The sequence below is a fragment of the Lysobacter enzymogenes genome, assembly GCF_900106525.1.
Taxonomy (GTDB): Bacteria; Pseudomonadota; Gammaproteobacteria; order Xanthomonadales; family Xanthomonadaceae; genus Lysobacter; species Lysobacter enzymogenes.
Window position 1 is genome coordinate 170,458 of sequence record NZ_FNOG01000005.1, and the last position, 13,628, is coordinate 184,085.

A 13,628-nucleotide genomic window follows, 5' to 3' on the forward strand; every position below is an offset into this window, starting at 1 on the left:
CGGGACCTTACCCCAGCGCCTGCGCCCGCGCATGCGCCGTTCGCCGTGCCAGCCCGGTGTCGCCGTCGTACTCGGCCAATTGACCGCCGTCGAGCTTGAGCACCCGGTCGGCGAGATGGAAATAGCGGTCGTCGTGGCTGACCGCGACGATGGTCTTGCCGGCCGCGCGCAGCTCCGGCAGCAGGTGTTCGTAGAAGAAGTGGCGGAACCCCGGGTCCTGGTCGGCCGCCCATTCGTCGAGCAACAGGATCGGCCGTTGCTCGGCCCAGGCCAGCAGCAGGGCCAGGCGCTTGCGCTGGCCTTGCGACAGGCGCGTGTCCGACAGCACGCCGGCGTCGACCGAGACTTTATGCGCCAGTTCCAGCCGCTCGAGCAAGGCCAGCGCGCGTTCGTCGCCGATCGCCTCGCCGTCGGGCCCGAGCACGCGGTTGAACAGATGGAAGTCGGAGAACACGGTGGCGAACAGCCGCCGCAGCGCCGGCGTGCGCGCGGCGTCGATCTGGGTGTCGTCCAGCCACAGCGCACCCTGCTGCGGCCGGTACAGGCCCGACAACACCCGCATCAGCGTGCTCTTGCCGCTGCCGTTGCCGCCGATCACGAACAACAGCTCGCCGCGGTGCAGGCTCAGGTCGATCGGACCGACGCCGAAACCGGGCTCCTCCGCGCTCGCGCCGGCGTAGCGGTAGGCGGCGCCTCGCAGTTGCAGGCGCGACCAGTCCGCCGGCAGCGCCGCTTCGTCGTGGCCGAAGCCTTCGCGGTGCGGCGCCAGCTGCAGGCTGTCGACCTTGGCCAGGGCCACGCTGCCGGCGATCAGGCTCGGCACCGAGCCGACCATGCCGGCCATCGGCGTGCGCAGGAACATCAGCGCGAAGGCGAAGGTCGCGGCCGTGCCCGCGCTGGCCCAGCCGAGATGGCCGACCAGGAAGAACACCAGGCCGATGGTGGCCAGCAGCAGAGTATTGATCCAGTTCTGGTTGAGGCCGTTGTAGATGTCGGTGCGGATCTCGTGGTCGCGGCTGCGGCGCGCGTCGGGTTCGAACTCCAACTCGTACACGGCGCGGGCGCGGTCGCGGTTCAAGGCCAGTTCCTTGCGGCCTTCGACCACAGCCTGATAGTGCCGGTACAGATGGTCCTCCATGTCGCGCGCCAGCCGCGCCTCGCGCCGGGTGCGCGCCATCAGCAAGACGCTGCAGCCCACCGCGAGCGCGATCATCAGCGCGCTCGCGGCGAACAGCGGCAGCGACAGCCACGCCAGGTAGGCGAAGCCGCCGATCATCAAGGTCAGGCCGTACACCACCGACGGTAGGCTGGCGAAGGCCAGGGTGATGGTGTTGATGTCGCCGTTGAGGGTGGCCAGGATCCGCGCCAGCCCGACCGTTTCCAGCCGCTCCACATCGGTGTCGAGCACGCGCTTGACCATGGTCTGGCGCAGCCGGTAGACCACTTTATGGCCGAGCGTGGACATCGCCAGTTGCGCGGCGCTGCCGAACACGAACAGGCCCACCAGCAGCGCGGCGAAGCCGGCCAGCCCGCGCGCGTCGCCGACCTGGGCCAGCAGGCGGTCGACGTAGGCGATCATCGCCACGCCGATCGCGGCGCTGGACAGGCTGAGCAGCAGCGCCAGCGCGATGAACGCGCGATGGCTGCGGAACAGCAGCCGGATCAACGACATGAGGACACCTCCAAGATGCGGACGCGGCGCGCGGCGGCAGCCACGGCGTCGGCCAGCGCCGGCGATTGCATGATCGAATAGTGATCGCCGGGCAGCACGCTCTGGCTGACCGCGGCGTGCGCCTGCCACGCATCGGCGCTGCCGCCGAACAAGGCCACGCTGTCGGCGGCCTGCCAATGCGCGACCGGCGCGGCCAACGGCCCGGGACGATACCCCGCCAACACCTCGTCCCAACTGCGGAACAAGCGCAATTGCAGCAGATGGCGCTCGGCGTCGGCGACGCCCTCGCCCGCCAGCGCCGCGTAGTGCGCGGCCAGCACCGCCTGGCGCGCGGACTCGTCGGCGGCGGCCGCGAGTTCGGCGTCGAGCGTGGCCAGCCGTTGCGGCTGCGCGTACAAGGGCTCGCGCTGGGCCGGTTCCAGATAGGCGAAGTACTCGGGCAGCCAGCGCAGTCCCTGCAACGCCGGATCGGCGATGCGTTCCTTCTCGCGCCAGCCGAAGCAGTCGATCAGGCCGATCCAGGCGACCTCGTGTCCGTCGCGCTCCAGCCGTTCGCCCAGCGCATAAGCGAGCGTGCCGCCGAGCGACCAACCCAGCAGCGCGTACGGGCCTTCGGGTTGTTCGGCGCGGATCAACGCCAGGTAGTCGTCGAGCAGCGCATCGAGGCTGGCCGGCCGCCAGTCGTTGTCGATCAGCATGCGCGAGTTGATGCCGAACGCGGCGACGTCCGGGTCGAGGCGCTCCAACGCGGGCGCATACGCCAGGGTGTGGCCGCCGCCGGGGTGCAGGCAAAACAGGCGTGTGGCCGTCGCCGTCGCGTTGCCGCGCAGGCGCACCAAGGTGTTGGCGCGTTCGCGCTGCGCACTCAGGTGCTCGCTCATGCGGGCGATGGTGGGGTGCTGGAACACCAGTGCCAGCGGCAAGTCCTGGCCGCGCAGACGGCGCAGGCGGCTGAGCAACGAGGTGGCGAGCAGCGAATGGCCGCCGAGGGCGAAGAAATCCTCGTCGATGCCGAAGTCGCTGCGCCCCAGCACCTGACGCCAGGCGTCGAGGAGCTGCCATTCCAGCGCGTTGCGGGGCTGGCGCCGGTCGGCTAGTTGCGTGGCTTCGGGTTTGGGCAGGGCCTTGCGGTCGAGCTTGCCGTTGGCGGTCAGTGGCAGCGCCGGGAGCAGTTGGATCAGGCGCGGCAGCATGTAGTCGGGCAACAGCACGCGTAGTGCTTCGCGCAAGGCCTGCGGATCGGGCTCGGTGCCGTCCGCGGCGACCGCATAGCCCATCAGCCAGGCGCCTTCGCCCTGCCCTTCGACTGTGACTGCGGCGTCCGCGACTTGCGGCAGCGACGCGAGTTTCGCTGCAATCTCGCCCGGTTCGATGCGGTAACCGCGCAGCTTGACCTGATCGTCGCCGCGGCCGCGGTATTCGAGCGAGCCGTCGGCGCGGTAACGGCCGAGGTCGCCGGAGCGGTAGCGGCGTTGGCCGTCGCGCTCGACGAAACGTTCGGTGGTCAGTTCCGGCCGTTGCCAGTAACCTTGCGCGACGCCGTCGCCTTCGACCACCAGTTCGCCGACGACGCCCAGCGGCACCGGCTGGCCGGCAGCGTCGAGCACGTGCACGGCCAGATCCGGCAGCGCGCTGCCGATGCGGCTGACCGGGCTTCGCAGGTCTTCGTCGCTGAGACGATGGAAGCTGACGTGCACCGTCGTTTCAGTGATGCCGTACATGTTGACCAGTTCGGCCCGCGGGTAACGTTCGCGCCAGGGCTGCAGGCGCGAGGGTTCCAGCGCTTCGCCGCCGAACACCACAGCCCGAACGTTGAGCGCGACTTCGCGTCGCATCGCCTGCGATTGCAAGGCATAGAACGCCGACGGCGTTTGATTGAGCACGGTGACGCCGTGTTCGGCCAGCAGATCGAGGAAGGCATCGGGCTGGCGGCACACCGCCTCCGGCACCAGCACTGCGCGGCCGCCGTACAGCCAGGCGCCCCACAGTTCCCACACGGCGAAATCGAAGGCGTGCGAGTGGAACAGACTCCACACGTCGTGCTCGTCGAAGCTGAAACGACCGGTCTGCGTTGCCGCGGTAAACAAACGCTCGACGTTGCGATGGGTAACCACTACTCCCTTGGGCGTGCCGGTTGAACCGGAAGTGTAGATCAGATAGGCCGGCGCGTCGGCCGGAACGTCCGGCAGTTCCCCCGGCTCCACCGCATCCAGTTGGGCTTGGGTGAACGGATCGTCCAGGCACAGCGCGGTTCCGGGCAGTTCGATCGCCAGCGCTCGCTGGCTGACGCTAAGGCAGACGCCGCTGTCTTCGAGGATGAAGCCGCGTCGCGCCGCGGGTGCCTGCGGATCGACCGGAACGTAGGCGGCTCCGGTCTTGAGGATCGCCAGCAAGGCGACCAGCAGATCGCAGCCGCGCGGCAGGCACAGGCCGACGCGTTGGCCCGGGCCCGCACCCTGGCGAATTAGCAGCGTCGCCAGTTGCGAGGAACGGCGGTCGAGCGCGGCGTAATCGAGTTCGCCGTCTTCGGCCGAGACCGCGATGCGTGCGGGATGGCGTTGGGCGACATCGGCGAAGCGCGAAACCAAACTGCCGGTGCACGCGTAACGTTCGCGCGAGGTCCAGGCAGCGGAACGCGTCTGCGACGGCAGCAATGGCAAGGCATCGAAGCGTTGCAGCGTCGGCACTTGCTGCAGCACGAAGTCGAGATCGTCCAGCATCTGCTCGACCAGCCAGCCATCGAGCTTGCTGCGGTCGAGCACCGCCTGCACGTGCAGCCTGGAGCCGTCGGCGAGCATCGCCAGGGTCAGCGGGTAATGGGTCAGGTCCGCGCCTTCGTGTTCGTGCAGGCGCAACCCGCCGCCGTCCTCGCCTGCGGCGGCGGGATAATTCTCGAACACCAGCAGCGTATCGAACGGCGAGGTGCCGCCCGGCAGCGCGGACAGGGCCTGCACTTCGGCCAAGGGCAAGTGCTCGTGCTCGCGCAGGTCCAGGCCGTGTCGTTGCAGTTGCGCGAGCCATGCGCCCGGCGACTGCGCCGGGTCCAGGCGCAGGCGCAGCGGCAAGGTGTTGATGAACACACCGAGGATGCGCTCGACCCCGGCCAGTTCGGCCGGCCGGCCGGAACTGGTCAGGCCGATGCAGAAATCGTCGAGGCTGTAATAGTGGCGCAGCACCAGCGCCAACGCGGCCTGCACCACCGTTCCCAGGCTCACCGCATGCGCGGCGGCCAGCGCCGCTGCTGCGGTCGCATCGAACTCGCGTTGCGCGTGGGCGAAGCCCGCTTGCGCATCGTTCGCCTCCGGCAGGCGCGCGGGCGCGTCCAGCCCGGCCAGTTCCTGCGACCACCACGCGATCGAGCGCGAACGCGGCTGCCGCGCCAGCCAGGCGAGGTAATCGCGGTACGGCGGCGCGGCCGCCGGCGCCGGCCGCTGCCCGCGCGCCAGGGTGCGGTAAGCGGCCATCACTTCCTGGATCAGCAAGGCCGAACTCCAACCATCGACGATCAGGTGGTGACGCGTCCACACCACGATATGCCGCTGCGGCGCGCACTGCAGCAGGCGCACCCGCATCAGCGGAACCTCATCGAGCGCGAACGGCGTGTTGCGGTCTTCGTCCTGGATCGCGGCCAGGGCCGCGGCGATGCCGGCCTCGTCGCGCTCGCGCAGGTCGTGCCGGCGCAGCGCCAGCGACGCATCGCGCCGCACCACCTGCAACGGCCGCTCCAGGCCGTCCCAGGCGAAACCGGTGCGCAGGATCGAATGCCGCACCAACGCCAGCCGCCAAGCTTCGGCGAACGCGTCCGAATCGAACTCGCCTTCCAGCGTCACCGTGCTCTGGTTGATGTAGAGCGGCTGTTCGCCGGCGTCGAGGGCATGGAACAACAGGCCTTGTTGCAGCGGCGAGACCGGATAAGCGTCTTCCAGGTCCGGGTAACGGTGGATCAGGCGGTCGAAGCCAGTGTCGTCGAGTGCGGCAAGGCTCAGGTCGCTGCGGGTCGGTGCGAGGGCGTGGCGCGGGTCCAGCGCCAGCAGGGCCTGCAACGCGGCGATGAAGGCGCGGCTCAGCGCCTCGATCTTCTCGCGTCCGATCGCATCGGCGGGATAGGTCCAGTCCACGGTCAGTTCGCCGTCGACGACGATCGCGCCGACGTCGAGCAGATGGCTGCGGCGGGTGCCGGGCGCGCGGCTGCCGCCGTCATCGCCGCCGGCGAAGTCCCAGCCGCCGCCTTCGCCCGTGCGCACCTGGCCGAGGTAGTTGAAGCAGACCTGCGCCACCGGTAGCTCGGCGAGTTCGCCGTGCAGGTAACGCAGCACGCCGAAGCCGAGGCCGCGATCGGGGATGTCGCGCAGTTGGTCCTTGACCGCCGCCAGGGTCGCCGCCGGCGCGGCGCCGTCGGGCAGGCGCAGACGCGCCGGGTAACGGCTGGTGAACCAACCGACGGTTTCCGACAGGTCGAGCTCGCTGTCGACCGGCTCGCGGCCGTGGCCTTCCAGTTCGATCAGCACGTCGTTGCCGCCGCAGAATTCGGCCAGAGCCGTCGCCAGCGCAGCCAGCAGCACTTCCTGCGGTTGCGTACGGAACGCGAGCGGGCCTTCGCCCAACAGCCGCGCGGTGGCGGCGCGGTCGAGCCGCGCGTGCACGCTGGCGGCGTCGCACTCGCGATTGGCGCTGGCGGCGAACGGCAGCGGCGCGGGCGCGTCCTGGCTGAGTCGCGTCCAGTAGTCGCGCCATTGTTGCAGGCGCTGCGGCGGCAGCCCTTCGCGCAAATGCCGCTGCCACTGGCCGAAGTCGGCCGGCGGCGGCGCGAGTGCCGGCGTGCGGCCGTCGACCGCTTCGCGATAGGCGCGTTGCAAGTCTTCCAGCAGTACGCGCCAGGACACGCCGTCGATCAGCAGGTGATGCGCAACCAGCAGCAAGCGCGTGTCGGCAACGTCGGTGCTGCAGAGATAAAGCGCGCGGAACAGCGGCCCCTCGCCGAGATCCAGGCTGCGCTGCCAGGCGCGCATCGATTCGCTGTGGCTAGCCGCATCGGCTTCCAGGTGGGCGAACTGCGCGGGCTGCCAGGGGGCGATGCGTTGCTGCCAGCTGCCGGCCGTATCGCGGGCGAAGCGGGCGCGCAGCATCGGATGGCGTGTGACGACGGCGCGCACGGCCGTTTCCAGCGCCGCCGGCTGCAGGCGTTCGGGGATACGGACGCAGACCGACATGTTCCAGTGCGCGGGTTCGTCGAGGGTTTGCTCGAAGAACCAGTGTTGGATCGGGGTGAGGCCGAAGGCTTGGTCGGCCTCGGGTTTTGGCGTCGCGGCTACGGGCGCGCTGGTTTGGACTTGCGCGCTCAGTCCCGCCAGGGTCGGATGGTCGTACAGCTGGCGCGGCATCAGCGCCAGCCCGGCCTGGCGTGCGCGCGCGACCAATTGCAGGCTCAGGATCGAGTCGCCGCCCAAGGCGAAGAAGTTATCGTGGGCGCCGATGTGCTCGCGGCCCAGAAGCTTCTGCCATAGCTCGCGCAGCACCTCGTTGACCGGACTTTCGTCGGCTACCGCCTTCGACGCATCAGTATCATGCTGTTGCAAAAGTTCGGCCAGCGCTTGCCGGTCGATCTTTCCGTTGCCCAGGCGGGGCATCGATTCGACTGCACGCCAACGGGTCGGACACAGGTATTCCGGCAATCGCTGCGCCAAGGCTTCGGCGACTCCCTCGAGCGAACCCTGCACGCAGGCGCCCAGTTGCAGCACGCCATTGGCGCCTGGCAACGCCAGCACTGCCGCGACTTCGACACCGGGCAACTGCGCCAGCACCTGTTCGACTTCGCCGAGCTCGACGCGGTAACCGCGGATCTTGACCTGGTGGTCGCCGCGACCGAGATACACGATCCGGCCTTCGTCATCCAGCCGCGCCAGATCGCCGCTGCGGTACAGCAACCGACCCGGTGCGAACGGATGCGCAACGAATCGCTCGACGGTCTGTTCGGCGCGCTGCCAATAACCCAGCGACAGGTTGCCGCCGCCCAGGTACAACTCGCCGGCCACGCCCACCGGTGCCGGCAGGCCAAACCGGTCCAGAACCCAGGCCTCATTGCCTGCCAACGGATGGCCGACTGGCACGCCCTGCTCTACCGGCCATTCGTCCGGCACCGTGCAGGTCAGAATGCCGACGGTGGTTTCGGTCGGACCGTAGTGATTGACGATCCGCAAAGTCGGCGCGAGTGCGCGCACTTGCTGGACCAAGGCGCCGGTCAAGGCTTCGCCGCCAGTAACCAAACACTTGCGTGGCAGTACCGAAGAACCACCGCTGGCCGCCAACAGGCCGGCCAGATGCGAAGGCACGATCTTCAGGCAATCCACTGGATGCGCTTGCAGATGCGCGGCAAGAGCCTGCGCATCGGACGCCAGTTCCGCCGGCAGCAAGCGCACCCGGTGGCCGCTGAGCAGCGCGCCGAACAGCGCGGTGAAACCCAAATCGGCTGCGACCGTGGACAGCGTTGCCAGCGATGCGTCTTCGCCCAGATCCAGAACGGGCAGCACACCAGCGACGTAATGCGCCAGATTGCCCTGACTGACCACCACGCCCTTGGGTGTTCCAGTCGAGCCTGAGGTGTAGATCAGGTAAGCCGGCGTATCCGCCTCGACATCGACACGCGGCGGTTCCGCGTGATGCGATGCGCTCTCATCCAATATCGCTTCGGCATCGAGCCAATGCACCGACGCCGGCACCGACGCCGGCACCCATGCCGGCGCCGCGCCCCATCCGACCACGACACGCGCCCCGCTGTCATCGAGTACGGCAATCTGCCGCGCATCCGGATGCTGAGGATCCAACGGCAACCACGCCGCACCGCGATGCCACACCGCGGCCATCGCCGCCAACTGGGCGAACGTGCGCGGCAGACACAGCGCCACATGCGCGCCGGACTGAACACCCGCCGCGTCGAGCGCGCCGGCGATCCGGCCGGCTGCCGCGCGCAGTTGCGCGTACGTCCAACTGGCACCGCCCTCCTCCACTGCGATCGCCTGCGCCGGCATCTGCCACAGCAACGCCTGTGCGGTGGCGCCCGGCAAAGGCTGGACTGCCGCAACGCGCGACTCGTCGCCCAGCGCCACCTCGCCGAAACGGATCTGCGGCGTCGCGCAAACCTGCTCCAGCACCGCTTCGAAATCCCGCAGCAAACGCTCGGCCGTGGCCGCCTGGAACAGCTCGGTGCTGTATTCCAGATGCAGCCCCAGATGCTCGTCGTCGCGGCGCTCGGCGATGCGCAGGCTCAGGTCGAAGCGCGCCAGCCGCTGGTCCTGCGCCAGCGGCGCGATGCTCAGCCCGGGCAAGGCCAGGGCGCCGGCATCGGGCACGTTCTGCAGCACGAACAATACTTGGCACAGCGGCGGACGGATGCCGTCGCGGGCGATTTCCAGCCGCTCCAGCACGTGCTCGAACGGCACTTCGGCATGCTCGAACGCGGCGGTGACGGTGTCGGCGACGGCCGCCGCGGCTTGGTCGAAACGCAGCGACGCCTCGACCCGATGGCGGATCGCGAGGGTGTTGACCAGGCAGCCGATCAGCGGTTCGAGTTCGGCGCGGCGGCGATTGGCGATCGAGGTCGCCATGCACAGATCGTCGGTGTTTCCGTAACGCGCCAGCAGCCAGCCGAATGCGGTCTGCAGCAAGGTGTACAGCGTGGTCTCGCGGCCCGGCAGCAGATTGGCGGTCAAGCCGGACAACCGCCGGGTCAACGCCGCCGGCAGCGTAAGGCGCGCTTCGGCGCCGGCGTGACCGCGCGCTTGCGTCGCGGGCCGGGCTTGGTCGAACGGCAGCGCCAACTGGTCGGGCACGCCCGCCAGCGCATCGCGCCAATAATCGCTGTGGCGGCGGAAGCTGGCGCTGCGCTGCCACAGCGCTTCCCACGCGGCGTAATCGGCGTACTGCGCGGCCAGCTGCGCCAGCGTCGGCGTACGACCCTCGGCCAGGGCCGAGTAGGCCTGCACCAGTTCGCTCTGCAACACGCCCTCGGACCAGGCGTCGAAGGCGATGTGGTGCACGCACCACAGCAGCGCCCAGCGGCGCTCGCCGAGCCGGTACAGCTCGATCCGCAGCGGCGCTTCGGCGTCGAGCGCGAAGCGCTGCGCTTCCATCGCTTGCAATCGTTCGCGCAGTTGCGGCTCCGCGTCGCCGTGCAGTGTGCGTTCTTGCAACGCCAGCGGAGCGTGCGCCAGCACCTGCTGCTGCGGAATTCCGTCGACTTCGCGATAGACCGTGCGCAGCACCGCATGGCGCCCGACGATCAGCTCCAGCGCCTGCCGCAGCGCCTCCACGTCCAGGTCGCCGTGCAGCTCCAGGCCCGAGGCCAGGTTGTACAGCGCGTGCGCGGACATCCGCTCGACCAGGTACATGCGGCGCTGGGCGAACGACAGCGGCGTGGCCGCGTCCGCGTCGGCGCGCGCGACGATCGGCAGCAGCGCCGCGTCGAGCCCGCGCTCGTCCAGGCGCGCCAGGAACAGGTCCTGCTTCTGCGTCGGCAGGTTGATCGCGCGTTCGGCGATGGCGCGCAGTTCGGAAGCAGCGGTCATTCCAGTTCGTCCAGCAGATCGTTGAGGAAGCCGATGTCGTCGGCGGCGATGCGCTGGCCGGCGGCGGCGATGCGCTCGGCCAGTGCGGCGATGGTCGGGCGCGAGAACAGCCCGGCCAGTTCCAGTTCCACGTTGAAACGCGACTCGACCCGCGCCTTGAGCCGGATCGCGCCGAGCGAATTGCCGCCGAGGGCGAAGAAATCGTCTTCGACCCCGACCTGCGGCAGGCGCAGCAGCTCGCACCAGATCGCCGCCAGCTCGCGCTCGCAGTCGTTGCGCGGCGCCACCGGCGCAGCCGCGCCGATCGAGGCGGCCAGGCGCGGCGCCTCGGGCAGGCGTTTGCGGTCGAGCTTGCCGTTGACGGTCAGCGGCAGCTCGGACACGGCCAACCAGGCCTCGGGCAGCATGTAGTCCGGCAGTCGCGCGCCCAGCCATTGGCGCAACTCGGGCGGCGTAGCCGCAGCGCCGGCATCGGCCGCGACCACATACGCGGCCAGATACGCCTCGGCCTGCGCCGGCCGCACCGCGACCACCACCGCCTGGCGCAGCGCGGGATGGCCGGCCAGGACCGCGCCGACCTGCTCCGGATCGACCCGATAACCGCGCAGCTTGAGCTGATGATCGCTGCGGCCGAGGAATTCGAGCTGGCCGTCGCCGCCCCAACGCACCCGGTCGCCGCTGCGATACCAGCGCTGTCCATCGGCCTCGAAGAACGCTTGCGCGCTCAACTGCGGTTGGCCGTGATAACCGCGGCCGACGCCGGCGCCGCCGATCACCAGTTCGCCGGACAGGCCCTGCGCCACCGGCCAACCGTCGCGGCGCACGCTCAGGCGGGTGTCGCCGAGCGCGCGGCCGATAGCGACGCGGCCGTCGTCGCCGAGCCGGTAATGGCTGGCCACCACCGTGGTCTCGGTCGGGCCATAGGTGTTGATCAACTGCGGGCCGTGCGCGATATGCCGGCGCCATTGCGCGAGCAGGCCCGGCTGCAGGCTTTCGCCGCCGAGCACGCACAGCCGCCAGCATGCCGGCGGCGCCGCGCCCTGCGCGGTTTCGGCCAGTACGTTCCACATCGCGGTCGGCAAGCTGGTCACGCTGATCGCCTGCGCCGCCAGCGCCGCGCAGAAACCGCTGGCCTCGGCCAGGAACTGCGGGCCGGCGACCACCACCGTCGCGCCGTGGGCCAGGCTGACCAGGGTTTCTTCGATCGCGATGTCGAAACCGGGCGAGGCCAGTTGCAGCACGCGGTCGTCGGCGCCGAGCGCGTAGACCGCGCCGGCCGCATCGACGTAGGCAGCGAGATTGTCGTGGCCGATCACCACGCCCTTGGGCGCGCCGGTCGAGCCGGAGGTGTAGATCAGGTAGGCGATGTCGGCGGCGTCCGGCAATGTCTCGTCGCCGTCGTCCGCGTCGTCCACGCTGGCCGCGTCGATGTCCCAGGCCGGCAGCGCCAGATCGAGTTCGAAACCGGTCTGGCGCAGCAACGCGCCGGCGCCGGCATCGGCGGCGATCGCCTGCAGGTGCGCGGCCGGGTGCGCCGGATCCAGCGGCAGGAACGGGCGCGAAGCGCGCCACGCGGCCAGCTCGGCGACGACGGATTGCCAGCCACGCGGCGCCAGCACCGCGACCGGACTGCCGTCGCGCGGCAGGCATCGGGCCAGCGCGCCGGCGCGGCGCCACAGGCTGCGGTAATCCAGGCGTACCGCGCCGTCTTCGACCGCCAGCGCCTGCGGCGTGCGCCGCACGTGTTCGCGAATGCGCGCAGCGACGGTGACGGGTGTTGCCGCCGGTGCGTCCGGCCAGGTTTCTTCGACCCGGGCCATCTCGGCCAGGGTCCGCTCCGGCGCTAGCGCCACCGCCTCGAGCAGACGCAGATAGTGCGCGGCGAACTGGTCCACGCTACCGGCGTCGAACAAGTCGGTGGCGTATTCCCAGAACGCCACGCAGCCGTCTTCGAGTTCGTTGACGTCCAGCGACAGGTCGAACTTGGCGCTGCGGCTGGGCGCGTCGAGCGCGCGCGCTTCGATGCCCGGCAGCGACAGCCGCAGCGGCTGTGCGCGCTGCGCCGAGAACATGATCTGGAACAGCGGGTTGTGGGCCAGCCCGCGCGGCGGCCGCAACGCGTCGACCAGATGCTCGAACGGGGTGTCCTGATGCGCCAGCGCGTCGGTCACCGTGCCGGCCACTTCGGCCAGCAGCCGGTCGAAACGCATCGACGGCTCGGCGCGGTGGCGCAGCACCAGGGTGTCGACGAAGAAGCCGATCATGCCGTCCAGGCCGGCATGGTCGCGCGCCGCCGACGGCGTGCCCAACACGATGTCCTCGGCCTCGCTGAAATGATGCAGCCACAGCACGAACACCGCTTGCAGCAATACGTAGCGGCTGACCCGGTGCTGCGCGGCGAGCGCGTCCAGCCGCGCCATCAGCGCCGGCGCCAAGGGCTGGCGCAGGGTCGCGCCTGCGTAGGAGCGTTGCGGCGGGCGCGGCCGATCCAGCGGCAGGCCGTGCACCGTCGGCAGGCCGTGCAGGCGCTCGCGCCACCACGCCAGTTCCTGGGTTGCGGCCGCCTGCCCTGCGCGCTCGCGCTGCCACAGCGCGTAATCGCCGTATTGCAGCGGCAAGCCCGGCAGCGCTTGCGCCGGTTCGGCGTAGGCCGCTTGCAGGTCGGCCAGCAGGATCGGCAGCGAGGCGGCATCGGCGACGATATGGTGCAGCACCAACACCAATACATGGCGGTCGGCGGCGCGGCGCAGCAAGGCGACGCGCAAAAGCGGCTCTTCGGCTAGATCGAACGCGCGCCCGGCCAGCGCCGTGACGCGTTCGCGGCAGGCGTCCTCGCTCCAGTCGCTGGCCTCTTCGATCCAGCCGGCGCCGGGTTCGGCCGGCCGCACCGCCTGCCAGCCTTCGCCGTCGCGTTCGCCGAAGCGGCTGCGCAGGACTTCGTGGCGCGCGCACACCGCGTCGAACGCCGCCAGCAGCCGCGCGGTGTCGAGTTCGCCGCGCAGTTCCACCACCGCCGGAATCAGGTAGTCGGCGGCGCCGCCGGTCAAGCGCTCCAGCGCCCACAAGCGCGACTGGCCGAACGACAACGGCAGTTCGCCGGAGCGGTCGGCCGCGACCGGCCCATGCGCAGATCCGCCGGCGGCGGCGTCGGCGTCGATGCGTGCGGCCAGCGCGCGCACTGTCGGCGCGGCGAAGATCGCCGCCAGCGGCGGCGCATGGGCGAAGCGCTCGCGCACCCGCGCCAGCAGGCGCACGGCGAGCAGCGAATGACCGCCGTGGGCGAAGAAATGATCGGTGACGCCGAGCCGGTCGTTGCCGAGCAGCTCGCGCCACAGTTCCAGCAGCGCCGCTTCGGTCGCGGTCTGCGCGGGCTGCGCTGCGCTCGGTTCGCGTTG

General features: G+C 70.2%; 3 protein-coding genes. All 3 read right to left on the reverse strand.

Annotation, left to right across the window (positions count from 1 at the left end):
* Window positions 1-7: 7 nt before the first annotated feature.
* The 3 genes from BLU84_RS14210 to BLU84_RS28685 are packed head-to-tail and all read right to left on the reverse strand — an operon-like array spanning window position 8 to window position 13,577.
* On the reverse strand, window positions 8-1,672 hold the full coding sequence (locus tag BLU84_RS14210; protein WP_074868266.1) for a multidrug ABC transporter permease/ATP-binding protein: 1,665 nt from the start codon (window positions 1,670-1,672) through the stop codon (window positions 8-10).
* A complete protein-coding gene (locus BLU84_RS14215; RefSeq protein ID WP_074868268.1) occupies window positions 1,663-10,233 on the reverse strand; it encodes a non-ribosomal peptide synthetase in 8,571 nt (2,856 codons plus the stop codon). Before BLU84_RS14215 ends, BLU84_RS14210 begins: the two co-directional genes overlap by 10 nt.
* Window positions 10,230-13,577, reverse strand: coding sequence for an amino acid adenylation domain-containing protein (locus tag BLU84_RS28685; RefSeq protein WP_425479392.1), 3,348 nt, complete (start codon window positions 13,575-13,577; stop codon window positions 10,230-10,232). Before BLU84_RS28685 ends, BLU84_RS14215 begins: the two co-directional genes overlap by 4 nt.
* Between the last annotated feature and the right edge of the window lie 51 nt (window positions 13,578-13,628).

What these genes read in the sequence shown, in the direction of transcription:
- BLU84_RS14215 (WP_074868268.1), bottom strand. Translation starts at nt 10,233, where the DNA reads ATGACCGCTGCTTCCGAACTGCGCGCCATCGCCGAACGCGCGATCAAC.
- BLU84_RS14210 (WP_074868266.1), bottom strand. Translation starts at nt 1,672, where the DNA reads ATGTCGTTGATCCGGCTGCTGTTCCGCAGCCATCGCGCGTTCATCGCG.